15 protein-coding genes are annotated in these 16395 nt (G+C 62.3%); 4 read left to right on the forward strand and 11 right to left on the reverse strand.

Features of this window, described 5'->3' with window-relative positions:
- Positions 1 to 349 precede the first annotated feature (349 nt).
- A complete protein-coding gene (locus JQ611_RS14115) occupies positions 350 to 1504 on the reverse strand; it encodes a hypothetical protein (protein ID WP_212465777.1) in 1155 nt (384 codons plus the stop codon).
- A gap of 210 nt (positions 1505 to 1714) precedes the next feature.
- A complete protein-coding gene (locus JQ611_RS14120; protein ID WP_212465778.1) occupies positions 1715 to 3442 on the reverse strand; it encodes a sulfatase-like hydrolase/transferase in 1728 nt (575 codons plus the stop codon).
- 48 nt (positions 3443 to 3490) lie between these two features.
- Here JQ611_RS14120 and JQ611_RS14125 point away from each other — a divergent pair, with 48 nt between their 5' ends.
- Complete coding sequence (locus JQ611_RS14125) at positions 3491 to 4306, forward strand: bifunctional 2-polyprenyl-6-hydroxyphenol methylase/3-demethylubiquinol 3-O-methyltransferase UbiG (protein ID WP_212465779.1); 816 nt, start codon at positions 3491 to 3493, stop codon at positions 4304 to 4306.
- Between the two features lie 57 nt (positions 4307 to 4363).
- On the opposite strand, the gene JQ611_RS14130 is transcribed toward JQ611_RS14125, so the two are convergent.
- The 5 genes from JQ611_RS14130 to JQ611_RS14150 form a co-directional block, all read right to left on the reverse strand.
- Positions 4364 to 6277 carry a diguanylate cyclase gene (locus tag JQ611_RS14130; RefSeq protein WP_212465780.1) on the reverse strand — a complete coding sequence of 638 codons (1914 nt, stop codon included), beginning with the start codon at positions 6275 to 6277 and terminating at the stop codon, positions 4364 to 4366.
- 233 nt (positions 6278 to 6510) lie between these two features.
- Complete coding sequence (locus JQ611_RS14135) at positions 6511 to 7794, reverse strand: cystathionine gamma-synthase family protein (protein ID WP_212271870.1); 1284 nt, start codon at positions 7792 to 7794, stop codon at positions 6511 to 6513.
- 256 nt (positions 7795 to 8050) lie between these two features.
- Positions 8051 to 8239 carry a hypothetical protein gene (locus JQ611_RS14140; RefSeq protein WP_212465781.1) on the reverse strand — a complete coding sequence of 63 codons (189 nt, stop codon included), beginning with the start codon at positions 8237 to 8239 and terminating at the stop codon, positions 8051 to 8053.
- A 123-nt stretch (positions 8240 to 8362) separates the two neighbouring features.
- Positions 8363 to 9133, reverse strand: coding sequence for a hypothetical protein (locus JQ611_RS14145; RefSeq protein ID WP_212465782.1), 771 nt, complete (start codon positions 9131 to 9133; stop codon positions 8363 to 8365).
- A gap of 165 nt (positions 9134 to 9298) precedes the next feature.
- Complete coding sequence (locus JQ611_RS14150; protein WP_212465783.1) at positions 9299 to 10603, reverse strand: sorbosone dehydrogenase family protein; 1305 nt, start codon at positions 10601 to 10603, stop codon at positions 9299 to 9301.
- Between the two features lie 311 nt (positions 10604 to 10914).
- On the opposite strand from JQ611_RS14150, the gene JQ611_RS14155 reads away from it, so the two are divergent.
- Positions 10915 to 11901, forward strand: coding sequence for a DUF808 domain-containing protein (locus JQ611_RS14155; RefSeq protein ID WP_212465784.1), 987 nt, complete (start codon positions 10915 to 10917; stop codon positions 11899 to 11901).
- A 52-nt stretch (positions 11902 to 11953) separates the two neighbouring features.
- On the opposite strand, the gene JQ611_RS14160 is transcribed toward JQ611_RS14155, so the two are convergent.
- The 3 genes from JQ611_RS14160 to JQ611_RS14170 all read right to left on the reverse strand — a co-directional run bounded on the left by JQ611_RS14160 (position 11954) and on the right by JQ611_RS14170 (position 13899).
- The gene (locus JQ611_RS14160; protein WP_212465785.1) at positions 11954 to 12154 is read right to left on the reverse strand and encodes a hypothetical protein; all 201 of its coding nucleotides are present in this window, start codon (positions 12152 to 12154) and stop codon (positions 11954 to 11956) included.
- Positions 12155 to 12301: 147 nt separating this feature from the next.
- Positions 12302 to 13381, reverse strand: a complete 1080-nt coding sequence (locus tag JQ611_RS14165; RefSeq protein ID WP_212465786.1) for an HlyD family secretion protein — start codon at positions 13379 to 13381, stop codon at positions 12302 to 12304.
- Positions 13378 to 13899: a MarR family winged helix-turn-helix transcriptional regulator gene (locus JQ611_RS14170; RefSeq protein ID WP_212266550.1), complete on the reverse strand. Its 522-nt coding sequence runs from the start codon at positions 13897 to 13899 to the stop codon at positions 13378 to 13380. Before JQ611_RS14170 ends, JQ611_RS14165 begins: the two co-directional genes overlap by 4 nt.
- 116 nt (positions 13900 to 14015) lie before the next feature.
- On the opposite strand from JQ611_RS14170, the gene JQ611_RS14175 reads away from it, so the two are divergent.
- Together JQ611_RS14175 and JQ611_RS14180 are read left to right on the forward strand one after the other, a co-directional pair.
- Positions 14016 to 15503, forward strand: a complete 1488-nt coding sequence (locus JQ611_RS14175; RefSeq protein ID WP_212465787.1) for a DHA2 family efflux MFS transporter permease subunit — start codon at positions 14016 to 14018, stop codon at positions 15501 to 15503.
- A 48-nt stretch (positions 15504 to 15551) separates the two neighbouring features.
- Positions 15552 to 15866 (forward strand): hypothetical protein, encoded by a 315-nt coding sequence (locus JQ611_RS14180; protein WP_212465788.1) that lies wholly within the window; start codon positions 15552 to 15554, stop codon positions 15864 to 15866.
- 97 nt (positions 15867 to 15963) lie between these two features.
- On the opposite strand, the gene JQ611_RS14185 is transcribed toward JQ611_RS14180, so the two are convergent.
- Positions 15964 to 16239, reverse strand: a complete 276-nt coding sequence (locus JQ611_RS14185) for a hypothetical protein (protein ID WP_212465789.1) — start codon at positions 16237 to 16239, stop codon at positions 15964 to 15966.
- Positions 16240 to 16395 lie beyond the last annotated feature (156 nt).

The raw sequence follows: 16395 nt of genomic DNA on the forward strand, positions 1-16395 counted from the left end.
GGGCTGCAACTTCCAGGGCGGTGACCTCCAGTCCGCAAGCGCTGGCGAGCGCTCGCAGTTCGAGTTGAAGGGCCTCGAGCTCATGGCTATCGAGGCCTCCATCGATTGCGAGTGCGGTGACGACCGGATCCCGGATCTCGAGAGACTTACTTCTTGGCGGCTTTCTTTTTCTTGGCAGCTCTCTTCTTGGCTCTTGCTTCCCTTGCAAGGCGGTCCTTTTTTGCGGCCGCGGTCGCTTTCCACTTTTTCTCAAAATCCTTCACTCACGCCACGAACTGACGAAGCATCGCCTTCCCTTCGGCGCTCTTCGGCGTGACCGCCACCCGAATATAGGTACGGCCTGTGGTGCTTATCTTCTTGTTGACTTGAATGTACGCCATCCGCTTTCGCCCCTTCCCGTTGTTTTCAGCCGGCCCCGACCCGAGGCTGCCCCTTGCCAAGTACTTCGAATGTTATCAGCGAATTGGGAGGCGTGGAAGATGCGCGGCGCGCCGTCGAGGTCTCGCATCATGTACCAGTCCGGCGTGGCCTCGTAACTGTCTTCGATCTTGACCTTCAGGCCTCGCGCCAGCTGAACGAAGGTCCTGGCCATGTTATGCTTTCCGACCATATCGAAAATGTTGGTCGAAGACGTAAACCGGCCGACGCCGATTTCCGTGATGCAGGGAATGCCGCGCACATCCTCCTTGAGATCCACGCTGAAAACTCCGGACGCCCTTGCATCAAGCAGCTTGATAGCCCGCACGCAGGTGTCCACGACTTTCGGTTCGAAGACCGTCTTTGCCAGCCCCGCCACCGAGGAGACCCGCGATGGTTGGCTGCCCATGCCAAGATAGGAGAGCCGTTCGAAGGTCTTGATGAGCACCAGCTCGCCGTCCCTCCAGACGCTTTGGCAGCCGAAATCCCGGCCCGGCAAAAACTCCGACAGCAAAAAAGCCGTAACCGGCACGCCGCGCATCTCCTTCCAGTACCTGATCCAGCTCCGTGCCTGCTCGGCGGTCTGGACCGGCAGCGCGCCGAGCGCGCCGGCCCCGCTCCGGACGCGGCACCATAATGGTCTGCCGCCTTTGAGCTGCTGGAAGATTTTGGTGACGCTCTTCAGGTCCTCCACCGGATAGGTTTCGGGAGCGTCGATGCCGTTGCGGCGCAACAGTGAAACGAGACGGTACTTGTCGCGGGAAACACTCAGCACGGCTTCGCCTGGCAGGAACAGATATTCGCCGAGAGTCTTCCGTGCGCGCGACAGGCTCTCAACATCGGAATCAACGGTCGGAATAATGAGATGCAGGCGTTCGGTCTTCATGATCCAGCGCAGCACCTCGCTCCATTCCGGATGATCGGCGGGCGGGACGAGGTAATTCCTGTCGGCGTCGGATTTCTTCAGGGCGAACTCGTCTTCGTTGCAGCCAACGATAAAGGAAGAGCCGACGCCGGCCCGGATGCTGCGGACCAAATTGTTACTCGAACCGTTACCCGCGCTCGTAAACAGCAATCGCGCAGCCACCAACTTCTCCCGTATCGCTTAAATTATGATCTCGCCTGAAAGGAAGCTAACGATGAACCTCACGAGGGTATGCAACAAATCTTGCTGAAGCAACCAAGCATGGGCCGTATCCCACAGTGACAAGCATTCGCGAAGCTCGGAGCGGGACGAAGCTGCTGGCGCAGTAGCGGACGTTCGGCAAGCGGACGACGTGGGCCCTGCGGGGAAGGATTAGCGCTGGTATCGCACCGCTGGTGCCACGTCGATCACGCCCAGATCGACCAGGGTACGGTGAAACCGGCGTTTCCGTTCCGACGATGACGCGAAGTAGGCGCCGCCGCACTGTTCAAGCAGGCTCGCTCGCGTCGCGAAGATTTCATCCAGCGGCAGACCGGCATGCTGCAAGGCCACGGTGCCGAGAAAGGCGATATCCAGGTCCGGGCCGCGTCCACGCGGAATTCGATCAGGAAAATCATTCAAGGTTTCCATGGCGTAGAACGTGCGGAACTGCCGCCTCGCGTCCGAGCCGAGCTTGAGTTTTTTCTCGATCCGCCGGGTCATGACGGGCTGATGATCGCCATAGTGTACAATGAGTGTCGGACGCTTGGGAAAACGGGAGGAAAGCTCGGACTTGAGTCTATTCCAGGTCACGGCGGTCTCGACCAGCCGCGCGTAATACTCGGCATAATGTGCATCGGGAAGGCTCGCGGCAGCAAACGCCCGCTCGCCTTCAAAGCGCCCGGGGGCAACCAGGTTTCGGTTGTGCGGGCCGTGATTGAAGTTGGTCAGCGCATATAGAAAGCGAGGTGAGGCATCGTCGGCAATGCCTTTCATATGCGCATTGAGCGCGGCGTCCAGAAACAACGCATCCGAATTTGTGGCTTCGAATCGATCGACGTCGAAGGGCGGCTCAAAATCATCCGTGAAGAGACGCTCGTTGATGCCTATTGAACGGTAGAACCTGTCATAGCTGAGAAAGCTGCGGCGGCAGCTCGAAGTGAGCATCGTTCTGTATCCGAGCGCCGAGAGCGTCCCTGGAAGACTGCTGTGGAAGCGGCCGGCCCCGCGCTTGAAGAGAAAATAGGCGTTCGAACCAAAGCTCGCGCTTGAAAGGCCGGTCAGCAGGCTGAATTCCGATTGCCACGATCCTCCGCCGAAAATATCCACGTTGAGGCTGCCATGGAGTCCGTCTTTCGGTGACAGAAGCGATTCGACAATCGGCTCAACCGGGAGACCAAACAGGCGCGGATCGAAGATCGACTCGTGCTGGATCACGATGATGTCGGGATAGTCGAGGCTGCGCGCCGGTACGGCCGCCATCAGCGGCAGCGGGTCTTTGGCGATATCGCTCAGCGCGAGCCCGCCGGACGGCCGCCAGGAAAGGGGGTTGAGAAGCGAAGCGATGAAGCTGGAAAGAAAACAGCGGCGGAGCGCCGCATTGCGCTGGAAAGTTACCGGCCCGCCGCTCGCTTTGTAGGCCGCCACGAGGCCAATACAAGCCAAGCCGAAAAACAGGATCTGGAGTTCAAACGGGACTGGCGGTCCGCGCACGTAAATCAGGGTCGCGACCGCGGCCAGCATGAGTGCGATGCTTCCCGCCAGAGCAGCCGTCAGGGCGAGCGGATATTGCACCAATAAAAATGGAACTGTTCCCGCAAAAGCCAGCGGCAAATCGGTTGCAATGAGTTTGATCCCGCTGTGATTATATTTAACTCTCGACGCTCCGAAAATTGCCGCCGCCACGATGGATGACAACAGGATCGCGCGTTCCAGATCGCTAACGACAAACAGCAGCATTGCGGTGCACAAACACAGCGCGGCCGCAGCCAATGCAAGGTACTCAAGGCTGCGTTCCGCAAACCAAAGCACGGCGAGAGCGATCAGGATGATCAGGGCCAACGACATCTCGACAAGATGCCAGAGGAATGAATCGACGTCCACGATGGCGAAAGCGGACATTCGCGAAGGACATTGAAATCTGCTAGGGGTCATCAAGATGGAGCAGACATGACCGACCCCGTCGACATCAACCGCCGGAACTGGGACGAGCGCACCGTCATTCATGCGCGCGATACCAACGGTGAATACATGCTCGACCGGTTTCGGGCTGGCGAGGATGCGCTGAGCGCGATTGAAGTAGCGGAACTCGGCGACATCAGGGGAAAGCGCGTTCTGCATCTGCAGTGCCATATCGGCCGTGATACGCTGTGCCTGGTGCGGCGCGGCGCGACGGTGACCGGGCTGGATTTTTCTCCGGCCGCGCTGGATGTGGCGCGGCGCCTGTCCGATGAGACCGGCCTGAAGGCTGACTTCGTCGAGGGGACCGTCGATCAGGCCCCTGCCCTGACGCCGGGCCCGTTCGATCTCGTCTTCACCACCTGGGGCACCATTTGCTGGCTGCCCGATATGAAGAAATGGGCAGAGACCATTGCGTCCGTGCTCGCGCCGGGTGGCGAGCTCTATTTCGCGGACGCGCACCCTACCTTCACGGTGATGGAAGAATTCGCCGGCAGGTTTGTTCCCACCTACGATTTTCAAACGCCTGCCGACCGGCCGCTACAATTCGCAAATGAGACCACCTACACCGGCGATCCCACGATCATGTCGCATCGATCGACCCGCGAGTGGATCCACTCGCTCTCGGCCGTGCTCGGCGGCCTGATCGATGCCGGACTGACGATTACGATGTTCAGGGAGCACGAGGTGTTGCCCTGGCGCGGCCTGCCAAGCCTGGTGCCGGCATCGGAAAGGCTGTGGCGGCTTGCCGATGACGTGCCGCGCATGCCGTTGTCGTATTCGGTCAGGGCCAAAAAGACTTCGTGAAGTCAGCCAAGCGCCAGATCGAAAATGGCGAGGCGTCTCGCCTCACGCGGTCTTGTATCAAGCGCTTTTGACATCAGGCCAGGCGACGACTTGTCCTGACATGACCAGCCGATCACGTCCTCCATTCTTGGCCGAATAGAGCGCCCGATCCGCTGCGGCAATCAGGGCCGCGTGCTCGGTCATGCTCTGGGCCGGGACATTCGTCGCACCGCCGAGACTGACCGTAATGAGTTTGGAAGGCGGGTTGAGCGCGTGCAGCATGCCGAGTTCAAGAAGCGCTTCACGCACCTTCTCGCCGACCTGCATGCAGCCCTCCGAATCGGTGTTGGGCAGGAGCAGCACGAACTCTTCGCCACCGTAGCGGGCTGCCAGATCTGCCGGCCTGCGAATTTGCGCGTCCAGGATCCGCGCCAGCGCGCGCAGGCAGGCGTCTCCGGCCTGATGACCATAGTGATCATTGAATTTCTTGAAATGGTCGACGTCGATCAACAACAGCGATAGCGGCGTGCCATCGCGCCTGGCGCGCGCCCATTCCTCCGACAGGCGCTCGTCGAAATGCCGTCGGTTGGCCAATCCCGTCAAGCCATCGGACGTGGCAAGCGCCGCCAGCTTGTTCTGCAAATCCTGCTGCTCTGTCATGTCGCGCGAGATTGCGACCACGCCGTCGATCTTGTTGGTCTCGGCCGCCCGCGTCACGCGCAGCGCCGTCTCGACCCAGATTTCGTTCTTCTCGCGGTGACGGACGCGATAGATGAGCCGCGCCTCTTCGGCCTCGCCGTTTTTCAATGAAGCGATGGCTTGCTCAACCCGCGGCCGGTCCTCCTCATTGATTGCCGCAAGGGCCGGCGCTCCCAGCAACTTGGCGGGGTCGTGGCCGAAAACGCGGGCGCATGATGGCGAAACGTAGAGAATCCGCTCATCCAGCCCGATACGCATCACCACATCGCTGCACTGTTCGGCCAGCAGGCGAAAATCCGCCTCCTTGGCCACAAGGGCTGCCGCCATGCGTTGGCGCTGCAGCAGGTAACGCACGAAGGCAAAGCCGGTCAGAGCGATCACCAGCAAGAGGCCTGCGACAACCGCCAGCCGTGTGAACGACTGCTGGCGCCATGGCTCCAGCACATCGTCCTGCGCCTTGGTCGCCAGAACCAAGATGGGATATCGGCTGCTCAGCTGGTAGAAGCTCAACCGCTCAAGTCCGTCCAGCGGCGATTTGAAGTAATAGACGCTGGCACTGGGGCGGTCTTTCAGGTTCCGGAACAATGGCGCCTTGGACATATCGCGTCCGACATTGCTGCCGTCTTCGTCGCGGCTGCGCGCCAGCATGATGCCATCTGCACTCAAGAGCGACACCGAGCCGTTCGGCCCGATGTCAAACCGCCGGTAGAATTGCGTGAAATAGGCCACGTCGATGCTGGTCAACACCACGCCGGCAAAACTGCCATCGGGATGATTGAAGCGACGGGACAGGGTGATGATCCACTGTCCTCCCGAACGACTCTTAACCGGCCGGCCAACCAGCGTCCCGCGGTCGGTGGAGGCGCGATGTTGTTGGAAGTAGTCGCGATCGCCGTTGTTGAGACCGGCGAGATTGATGTCTTCGGTGGTTGCGAGCCAGCGACCGGTTTCATCATAGACGAAGATGCCGCGGATACGTTGCCGGTTGTACTTGCGCGATTTGAGAAACGTCTGGATTTTTTCGACCGCGGCGGGACTGGTTCCTCCGGTCTCCATGCGGTCGGCCATTCCGGCGAGGATGGTATCAGCCAGATCAAAAGTATCTTCGGCATGCTGCGTCAGCGAACGGGCAAGGTTGGCCATGTCCACTTCTGCGTTCTTCAGGTCGACCTGCCGGGACTCCCATTCGCGCCAGCCGCTTAGCGCGAGAATTGCAACGCAAGCCAACGCCACAAATCCCGCCGCCCACAACGGGATATGTGCTTTGCCAATTTCCCGTCGGCTGGTGATCATCTTAAGGCTGCTCCGATCCGGGCAAACTTCCATGGAGGGCTTAACGCCGCGTTGCCTCTACAACAGCAACGGCGGAGTGGGTGAGCGCTTTACCCTCGCACCGGATCGGATGTTACGTAATGCGATCGTACTTCATTAACCATGGAGGTTTCTTTGGGCACGGCCCGCGGCAAAGCTGACCCAGAGGGAACCTCGTCCCCCCGGCACAAGCGGGCATCACGCGAGGCGCACAGCTACGCCGCGTTCAAGGCCTGCGCGATATCGGCGATCAGATCGGACGGGTGCTCGATGCCGATCGACAGCCGGATCGTGGAGTCGAGCACGCCGATTTTCTGGCGGATGTCGGCTGGAACGCCGGAATGCGTCATGCTCGCCGGCAGGCTGGCCAGCGACTCGGTGCCGCCGAGACTGACTGCCAGCTTGAAGATCTGCAGCGCGTTGAGGAATTTGAAGGCGGCGGCCTGGCCGCCGACAATGTCGAACGAGAACGTCGAGCCCGCGCCGGTGCATTGCCCTGCGAACAGACGCCCGGCCGGCGAGTTCGCATCGTGGTGGCCGAGGTAATGGACATGCGCCACCTTGGCGTGGTCGCGTAGAAAATCCGCCACCAGCCGCGCGTTGGCGTCGGCCTTTTCCATGCGGATGCTCAAGGTCTCGAGCGACCTGGAAAGCATCCAGCAGGAATGCGGGTCGAGCTGGGTGCCGATGGCGCCGCGCAGCGCCTTGATGTCCTTCATCAGGGCTTTCGAGCCGAGCGCCGCGCCCGCGATCAGGTCGGAATGGCCGCCGATATATTTGGTCAGCGAGTACAATGACAGATCCGCGCCGTGTTCGATCGGCCGCTGAAACACCGGTCCGAGCAGCGTATTGTCGCACGCGACGATCGGCGTGTGATCCTGCGCCTCGCCAATGTTCTCGGCGACGCGGCGGACCATCGCGATATCGACCAGTCCGTTGGTGGGGTTAGCCGGGGTCTCGATGAAGATCATCGAAACCCGTCCCTTGCGCATGGCGTCCTCCGCCGCCAGCTGCACCGCGGCCTCGTCGATGCCGTCGGCAAAACCCACCGAGCCGATCGAGAGCCCCGCAAGCGTTTTCGTGAACAGGGTTTCCGTGCCGCCATAGAGCGGTTGCGAGTGCAAGATGACGTCACCGGGGCGGACGAAGGCGAGGATCGCCGTCGAAATCGCCGACATGCCGGACGAGAACAGCGCGCATTTCTCGGTGCGCTCGTAGACCGCAAGCCGGTCCTCGACGATCTCGCTGTTGGGATGATTGAACCGCGAATAGACCAGGCCGGCGCCCATCCCCTCGGGCGGCTCGCGCCGGCCCGAGACGAAATCGAAGAAATCCTGACCGTCTTCGGCGGTCCGAAACACGAAGGTCGAGGTCAGGAACACCGGCGGCTTGACGGCGCCTTCCGACAATTGCGGATCGTAGCCGTAGTTCAGCATCAGCGTTTCCGGATGCAGCATGTGGTTGCCGATGTGGGTCTTGGACGGAAACGGTTTCACCATGGCCTGCCTCGCTGGCTGCATTCAGAAACGTTCCCCTTTGTGGGGGTCGTCGGCAAGCGCCGGTAGTGTTGGATATGACGGCATCCAACGACTCGGGTCACCGATCTCTGGGGCAGCCTAGCAACATCCGGGGCTGAATTCACTGCGTTCGAAACAGTTTCCGGGCAAGGCGATCACTGCGCCGGTGCGAGCAACTGTCGCAGCTGGGGCCGGCAAAACCGGCGCGAGGCACGAAGTATTGTTCACCTCAGCCTGGTCAGCGCTCGGACCGCATATACGGACTGTGCTCAGTCACATGCTTGAGTTCCGGCGCAGCGTCCATCGCCTGGGTCACGTGCTGCGCTATATTGGTTCGCTTCGTGCTGGCCGGATTGCCCACAAACGCCCACATGACCACGCCAATTGCGAGCGTCGCGCCGCTGATCACCCCGATGTCTCGCTTCATTGCGATCTCCCGTTTTTGTTTTCGGGTGTGCGCAAATCAAGCCAGCGGCTCGTGGTCGAAGTATGGCTAATCCAAGATAGGCCGGCCTATCGCGGCAATGTGATGGCTGAACCGCGACAGCGCTCAGCTCTTGCTTGGCGTGGCCGCGTCCGCAGACAATTTGCCGAGCATGACGGTGAGTTCCTCATCGGCGCTGATGATCGTCTTGTTGCTGTCTCCCTCGCCCGGTGCAGGATCCACTGCAGTCGGCGGCTCGGCGGGTGCGCCAATAGCTTCCAGTCGTCTGGCCGGTTCGACCGGCGAGGAAGCGGAATCGGACGATTTTTCGGAAAGCTTTAATGTCGGCTCCCGCAAAGGCGTCGATGGCCGATCCGGCCGACGGGCCGCCGTCGCACTGCCAACCGGATTGGGCGGCCTGGCGTCGACAGCCAGCCTGCCATTGCCACGCGGCACAACACTCTTGCTTGCTCTTCCGATGATGCCGTCAACGATGGCGGGAAGGCGCTGCTTGTCGATGTCAGCGAGGTATTCGCCGGCTAGCTCGTCCACATATTGCTGGCCGTAGTCGGCCAACACGGAGGTTATCCGCGCGAGATCGACATCGCTTTCAACAAGCTGACGCCATGCCTGCCTGTCATAGGAAACCGCCGGTGGGCTTATCGGCTTCGGGGGTTCGTCGTAAGAGACGACCGGTTCAGGGACCTTAGGCTGCGCCAAGCGCTCATCGGCTGGCGCGCGGCTTAACGTTGCGACACTCACCCGCCGTCGCTTGTTCTCTGCCACCAGGAGTGACAGCAGGCCGACGCCCATCAGCAGGAACCCAACCGTCGCCCATACCAGAGTGGCGCAAAGCAGAGCCCCGGCAATCAGCAATATCCACCCGGCAACGCGCACTAACAGGCTTTCTTGGCGACAAGGGCCAAATTCAATTGCTAAACACGAGCGCTAATTCTCAACGCTTCCGGCAAGCTGCGCAACACAAGATTACCGCCACATCCGGTGACGGCCGGGCGGCGCTTTCGTTCGCCGATCCAGCCGTCGCGGGCGCGCTCAGTTCTGCTACGCGCCGGTGACGCGCCAGATCACGTCGCCGACATCGTCCGCCATCAGGAGCGACCGGCCGTCGGGACCGACCACCACCCCGACCGGTCGTCCATAGGATTCCTTCTCGTCGGGTGCGAGGAAGCCGGAGAGAATATCCCGCGCCGGCCCTGACGGACGCCCGTTCTCGAACGGCACAAAAACGAGCTTGTAACCGCTCAGCGTGCTGCGGTTCCAGGAGCCGTGCTGGCCGATCGCCATGCCATCGGGAAAACCCGGCAGCGTGCCAGCGGGCACCCAGCAAAGACCGAGCGACGCGGTGTGACCGCCGAGCGCATAGTCCGGCGTGATCGCCCTGGCGACCGCGGCCGGATCCTGCGGCACCCGGTCGTCCACCGTCTGGCCCCAGTAGCAATAGGGCCAGCCGTAGAAGCCGCCATCGCGCACCGAGGTCAGGTAATCCGGCGGCGTCTCGTCGCCGAGACCGTCGCGCTCGTTGACGACAGTCCAGAGCACGCCGGTCTGCGGCTCCCAGGCCATGCCCACCGCATTGCGCAGGCCGCCGGCAAAGATGCGGCTGGAGCCACTGGCAAGATCGAGCTCATGGATCGCGGCCCGGCCCTCTTCCACCTCCATGCCGTTGTCGGCAATGTTGGTGAGCGAGCCAACACCGGCGTAGAGCTTCTTGCCATCCGGGCTCGGCAGCAGGCTCCGCGTCCAATGCCCGCCCGGCTTGAAGGTGACGAGTTTGCGCCCTGTTGCCGTGATGCGATCGGCGTTCGCCACATAGGGGAACGCCACCACGCCGTCGGTGTTGCCGACATAAAAGGTGTCGCCGAGCAGCGCCATGCCGAACGGCTGGTTCAGCCCCTCCATGAAAACCCCGCGCTTTTCGGCGACGCCGTCGCCATCCGCATCGCGGAGCAGCGTGATGCGGTTCGCGCTATCGCCAAGCGCCGCGGCCCGTCGCATCGTGGCCTGCATTGCATAGCCGAACACGTTTCTGACCGGACCTGCGACCTGGTTCGATTCCGCAATCAGGACATCGCCGTTTGGCAGCACGTTGATCCAGCGCGGATGTTTCAGGCCGGTCGCAAATGCATTGACCTTGAGCCCCGGTGCTGCCGTCGGCTTCTGCCCGTCGTCCCAGCCCCTCGCCGACGGCATCTTGAGCGTCGGAATGGCGCCCTGCGGCTTCGCTTCCGGCACCACGGGCGTGCTGCCCCAGGCAGGCGCAGGCGCCGCGCCCTGCAGTTTGCGCCAAAACAGCGCCCCAGCACCGATCAGCGCGACGATGCGCGCAAAAATTGCAGAAAAGTTCATGACATTCCCCATTGGATCGCGCGCACACTAGAGCAAGATCGGTCCTGATCAAATCAGAACCGATCTTGCCCTAGATCCCTGTTCTTGACGCGTTTTCTTGACGCGAACCGGTATCCACTTCGCTCGAAAACGCTATAGCCGACGTCTCTGTGCGTTGAAACCTCGCGCGCTGAACTGCAAGTCTGGATTGCGTCGAAAAAGCAGGTCGTGAAACGCCGCCCGATGCTGTAAAAGCTGATCCGCTGTCAAAGCTCAATCTGCGGAGGGTCACGCTCGGCGAGGAACCCGCGAATAATGAACGGGATTTATCGATGAGCGTCGGACTGATCGCCCTTCTCGACGATATCGCGGCGATCGCAAAGGTGGCAGCGGCTTCCCTTGACGATGTGGTCAGCCAGGCCGCCAAGGCGGGGGTAAAGGCGGCCGGCGTCGTCATCGACGATACCGCGGTCACGCCTGGTTACGTGATCGGCTTCGCGGCCAAGCGCGAACTGCCGATCGTGGGCAAGATCGCGGCCGGATCGCTTCGCAACAAGCTCCTGATCCTGCTTCCCGTTGCGCTGGCGCTCAGCTACTTCCTGCCCTCGGCGATCACGCCGCTGCTGATGTTTGGCGGGGCCTATCTCTGCTACGAAGGCGTTGAAAAACTGTACGAAGCCGTCATGCCCCATCATGCGCACCAGCATGAGGCCGAGCTCGGCACGGTGGCGTTGCAGGCGCAGACGCTCGAGGACCAGAAGGTCGCGAGCGCCATCAAGACCGACTTCATCCTGTCGGCGGAGATCATGGCGATCACACTGGCGGCCCTGCCCGCTGGGAGCATCCTGAAGCAGGCCATTGTGCTGGCGGTGGTCGCAATCGGAATCACCGTCGCGGTGTATGGCCTGGTGGCTCTGATCGTGAAGGCGGACGACGCCGGCGTGGCGCTGGCGCGAAACGACAATGTTTCGGTCATTGCCAGTATCGGCCGCGGATTGGGACATGCTCTTGTCCGGGGCATGCCCGTCTTCCTGATATTTCTCAGCGCCGTCGGCACCGCCGCCATGATCTGGGTTGGCGGCGGCATCATCTTGCATGGCATCGAGGCGTACGGCCCGCCTTCGATCGGTCATGCCGTCCACGCCGCGACCAACGCTGCGGCTCACGCCTTGCCGGCGGTCGCCGGTTTGCTCAAATGGATCGTCGAGGCGGCCATCTCAGGCGTGATCGGTCTGGTGGTCGGCGCGGCGTCAATCCCGATCATCGGATATGCCGTGGCGCCCGCCTGGAAACGCGTGAAGCGGCTTCTGCCGGGCTGACAACAAAAAGATCGGCCCAGCAGACCAGCCCACGGCGTCACGCATACTGCGATTATGGGATGCAGGTCCCGCCACGGTGCCCCGGCGTAAACAGGGCGCCGCAGAGCGAGCCACCGGTAACCCAGACCCCAAACCCGTAGCCTCCAACCGTAATTTCGATTCCGACGTAGCGCTTGTCGACGACGACGGTGACTGCGCCACCGTTCACGGCATCGAGTTCGTCCATGGTCAGTTCGTTGATTTCCTTGCTCATGTCGCGCTCCCATAGCGGCGGGGGAATTCCCGACCTCCAACGACTGCAACGTTAGGATGCTGCAAGGATTGCTGCCGTGACGAATATCACGAATGCCCGGCGCGCCCTTCCTGCCGGACGGGCCAGGGCAGCGCGCGTTGATCCGCGTTATTCCGACTTGCTGGTCTCTTGCGTTGCAGGATTCGCCGCAACCGCAGGTCCGCCGCCGAGCAGCCTTGCGAGGCTGCGGGCGCGCTTTGTGTCGATGCTGACATAGGCGGTCATGCCGGCGCGCAGCGGCGGCTCGCCTGATCGTTCAACCAGCTGCAGCCGCACCGGCAGGCGCTGCACGACCTTGACCCAATTGCCTGAGGCGTTTTGCGCCGGCAGGATCGCAAACTCCGCGCCGGTCGCCGGGCTGATGCTCTCCACCACGGCGTCCCAGGTAACGTCGGGATGCATATCCAGCACGACCTTGGCCTTCTGCCCCACCGTCACATAGGTCAGGTCGGTCTCCTTGAAGTTGGCCTCCAGCCAGGGCCTGCGGTCGGTGACCAGCGCGAACAGCGGCGTCTGCGCCTTGACCTGCTCGCCGAGCTGCAGCTTGAAATTGACCACCACGCCCGCCTTCGGCGCCTTGATCTCGGTATAGGCAAGGTCGAGCGCGGCACGATCGCGCACCGCCAGTTTTTCGCGCACCGCCGCGAACTGATCCGTCGGCCGGTCGGGCTTGCCGCCGAGGGCTGCTTCGACGCGCGCGATGCGCTGGTGCAGCACGGCGACGCGATCTTCGCCTTCCTGCTCCTCGCTGTTGGTCTGCTCGACCTTCGCGGTCGAGGCGACGCCGCGTCCGGACAGCTCACGCTGGCGCCTGGCCAGGGACTGGAGATACGCCAGCTTGTTCTCCGCCTCCTTTGTCTCGGCCCGGATCTCGCGCAGGCTGGCCTTGAGCTGCTCGACGGCGGCGCGCGCGGAATCAATTTCCGCTTCGGCCTTGGCGAGCGCCAATTGGTATTGCGTCGGATCGAGGCGAAGCAGCACGTCGCCGGCGGCGACGGCCGAATGATCGCGGATCCGCAACTCGGTGATACGGCCCTGAACCTCGCTGGCGATCTGGGCGATGTCCGCCTTGACGAACGCGTTCTCGGTCGAGATGTGGCGGCCGCCCTGCAGCCAGAAGGCCAGCGCGCCCACCAGGACCAACAGAGGCACGCCGACCAGCGCCAATCGCTTCATCCGCTTGGTCATGGCGCGGCCCTGCCGTTGAGCCGGCCTGTCGCCAATGGAACTCGCTTTCGCGGGGCCGTCGCCAACTCGCCCCGCGCGGCCTCGCCGTCATCGGCCGACACCAGGGTTTTCTTGATGCGCTGCAACAGGGCCATCAGCTGTTTGCGCTCGGATCCTGCGAGATCGGCGAGCCCGGCATCGACCGTGTCCTCGGCGACGCGCCAGATGCGCTTGTGGACCCGCTCGGCCTCCTTGGTCAGATAGACGCGCTTGACGCGGCGGTCGTCCGCTTGCGTGCGGCGTTCGACCCAGCCATTGGCCACCAGGCGGTCGATCATGCGGCCGGCGGTGGCCTTCTCGACCTCCATCATCTCGGCCAGTTCGGAATGCGAGGCGCCGGGACGGCGGTGCAGGCGGGTCAACACCAGCCATTGTGCCCGCGTGATGCCGAGGCGGCGCACGCGGCGATCGAACTCGGTCCGCAACAGGCGGGCAACGTCCGAAATCACAACCCCAATATATTCGTCGGTATTCGGCATGGCGCTGTTGTGGCAGCCCTGAAATTAGTAAGCTAGGTTAGTATCTGACATCAGCTGCCGCAAGGGACATCACCCTGAGTTCCACCAGCATGGAGGCCGAGGACCCTGCCGGGACCATGTCAACGGCGCAGCGATATTTGACGCTGATGACGGTCGTGCTCGGCTCTTCGCTGTACGGCACGGCGCTGCTGACGACGTCGACCATCCTGCCGCAGATGCAGGGCGCGCTGTCGGCGACCCAGGACGAGGTCGCCTGGGTGATGACCTTCAACATCCTGGCGACCGCGGTCGTGACGCCGATGACCGGCTGGCTGGTGTCCCGCTTCGGCAGCAGGCGCGTGATGGTGTGGTCGGTCGGATGGTTCACGCTGGCGACGCTGCTGTGCGGCATGGCGCAATCGCTCGAGGGGCTGGTGCTGTGGCGCATCCTGCAGGGCGGCGCCGGGGCGCCGCTGGTACCGCTGTCGCAGTCGATCCTGTTCGCGACCTTCCCGCGCCGCCAGCACTCGATGGTGATGTCGATCTTCGGCATGGCGGTCGCGGTCGCGCCGGTGTTCGGCCCGGTGTATGGCGGCTATCTCGCCGAGGCGCATAGCTGGCGCTGGTCGTTCTACATGCTGGTGCCGATCGGGATTGCGGCCACGATCGGCATGGCCTGGACGCTGCCCTCCGACAACCAGTTGACCAAGGTCCGCTTCGACTGGACCGGCTTCCTCGCGCTGGCGACCGCGCTGGCGGCCATTCAGCTGGTGCTCGCTCGCGGCGCACGGCTGGACTGGTTCGACTCGACCGAGATCGTGGTCGAATGCCTGATTGCGGGCATCGCGTTCTATGTTTTTCTCATCCACAGTCTCGACGCCCGCAATCCGTTCGTGAACCTGAAACTCCTGACCGACCGCAATTATGCGATCGGGCTGGCGCTGGTGACGATCTACGGCATGCTGAACTTCACGCCGATGGTGTTGCTGCCGCCGCTGCTGCAGCAGCAGGCCGGTTATCCCGACGCATTGGTCGGACAGGTGATCGGATCGCGCGGTCTCGGAATGCTGGTCGGCTTCATGATCGCCGGCTTGATGAACCGGCTCGATCCGCGCCTCACCATGGCCTTCGGCTTTGGCCTGCAGACCGTGGCGGGGCTGTGGATGCTGACCTTCGACCTCAACGTCACGATGGAGATCCTGGTCATCAACAGCATGATCCAGGGATTTGCGGTCGGCGTCGTCTGGGTGCCGATCACGGCGGTGGCGTTCGGAACGCTGGACGCCAAGCATTATGCGGAAGCATCCGCGATCTTCCATTTGCTGCGCAATATCGGTTCGAGCTTCTTCATCTCGCTGTCGATCGCCGAAATCGTGCGTACCTCGGGCGCCAATTACAGCCGGATGACCGAGATGATCTCACCCTATAACCGCGCGCTGACGACGCCGGGCCTTACCGGCGGGTGGAATTTCGACACCGTGCCGGGCCTTGCCAAGGTGGCAAAAGAGATCGCCCGCCAGTCGATGATGATCGGCTATCTGAATGCGTTCACGATGTACACGGTGACGTCGGGCCTCGCCGTCATCTTCGTCCTGATGGTGCGGGGCCGCAAGACGGCGGCTTGATGCGAGCTAGATCACCGGGTTCTTACGGGCGTCGGCCGTCGCGTTTCCGTGATAAGTTTTTCGCGGAACGGCTTTGATGAAACAATTCTGTCCACCGACGAAGCCATTTTAGTGATCTGGCGAACACTTCCTGAAACCATTGTCAGGCATACTGAGGCGTTCCTGAACAAGCAATTTCACCAGACCAGCGGTGGCATCCTCAACGAAGTGGAACACGCCATGCTTTCAGAAAAATTCTTTCTGCTGTTGGAGACCCTCCGGAGTGAGGCCGAGCGAAGCCCGACCTATTCGGACGGCAGCACCCGGGTGATCAGCACCTCGCCGCACGTCCCGGTCCAGCTGCCTGCCGCCGACCGGAAGTAGAGCGCGCTTGCGCCAGTCGCGACGTCTCGCGACGTTCAAACGCACGACGCCGCACCTGTCCGGCGCGGCGTCGCTTGCGGCAACCTTGGCCGACCGATCAACCGACGTTCTTGGGGCCGATCGGGAAATCGCCCTTCGGGCCCGGCTTCGGGTCGAGCGTTCCATCCGCGATGCAGTAGCCGATTCCCAATGCAACGCCCAAGGCGATGAAGGGAAACCAGCCGCCGCTGACCTGGTCCAGCTTGGCATCCGGCAACGGCGCAAGGCCGTCGGCGTTCAGAGTTGCTTGCGTGTTGGCCATCATTGTCTCCTTCAATAGGCCGTCCATCCCTCGACGCCCATCCAAGGGACCGAGATCGTCGAGGGTCGGCATCGAGGCTGACCAAAACCGGATGTTTGTGCTGTGATCGGAATCACGGTGTCATCGAGCGAGTGCGCTCGACCCGAGGGCAAAGCAAAAACGCGGCGCCGAGGGCGCCGCGTTTCGTTTTCTCCCATTTCATTCGCCGTCATTCCGGGGCGTCCGAAG

This window comes from Bradyrhizobium sp. AUGA SZCCT0182, assembly GCF_018130185.1.
Lineage (GTDB): Bacteria > Pseudomonadota > Alphaproteobacteria > Rhizobiales > Xanthobacteraceae > Bradyrhizobium.

Coding starts and splice junctions, on each gene's coding strand:
- JQ611_RS14120 (WP_212465778.1), bottom strand. CDS start 3,442: ATGTCCGCTTTCGCCATCGTGGACGTCGATTCATTCCTCTGGCATCTT.
- JQ611_RS14125 (WP_212465779.1), top strand. CDS start 3,491: ATGACCGACCCCGTCGACATCAACCGCCGGAACTGGGACGAGCGCACC.
- JQ611_RS14130 (WP_212465780.1), bottom strand. CDS start 6,277: ATGATCACCAGCCGACGGGAAATTGGCAAAGCACATATCCCGTTGTGG.
- JQ611_RS14135 (WP_212271870.1), bottom strand. CDS start 7,794: ATGGTGAAACCGTTTCCGTCCAAGACCCACATCGGCAACCACATGCTG.
- JQ611_RS14140 (WP_212465781.1), bottom strand. CDS start 8,239: ATGAAGCGAGACATCGGGGTGATCAGCGGCGCGACGCTCGCAATTGGC.
- JQ611_RS14150 (WP_212465783.1), bottom strand. CDS start 10,603: ATGAACTTTTCTGCAATTTTTGCGCGCATCGTCGCGCTGATCGGTGCT.
- JQ611_RS14155 (WP_212465784.1), top strand. CDS start 10,915: ATGAGCGTCGGACTGATCGCCCTTCTCGACGATATCGCGGCGATCGCA.
- JQ611_RS14160 (WP_212465785.1), bottom strand. CDS start 12,154: ATGAGCAAGGAAATCAACGAACTGACCATGGACGAACTCGATGCCGTG.
- JQ611_RS14165 (WP_212465786.1), bottom strand. CDS start 13,381: ATGACCAAGCGGATGAAGCGATTGGCGCTGGTCGGCGTGCCTCTGTTG.
- JQ611_RS14170 (WP_212266550.1), bottom strand. CDS start 13,899: ATGCCGAATACCGACGAATATATTGGGGTTGTGATTTCGGACGTTGCC.
- JQ611_RS14175 (WP_212465787.1), top strand. CDS start 14,016: ATGTCAACGGCGCAGCGATATTTGACGCTGATGACGGTCGTGCTCGGC.
- JQ611_RS14185 (WP_212465789.1), bottom strand. CDS start 16,239: ATGCCGACCCTCGACGATCTCGGTCCCTTGGATGGGCGTCGAGGGATG.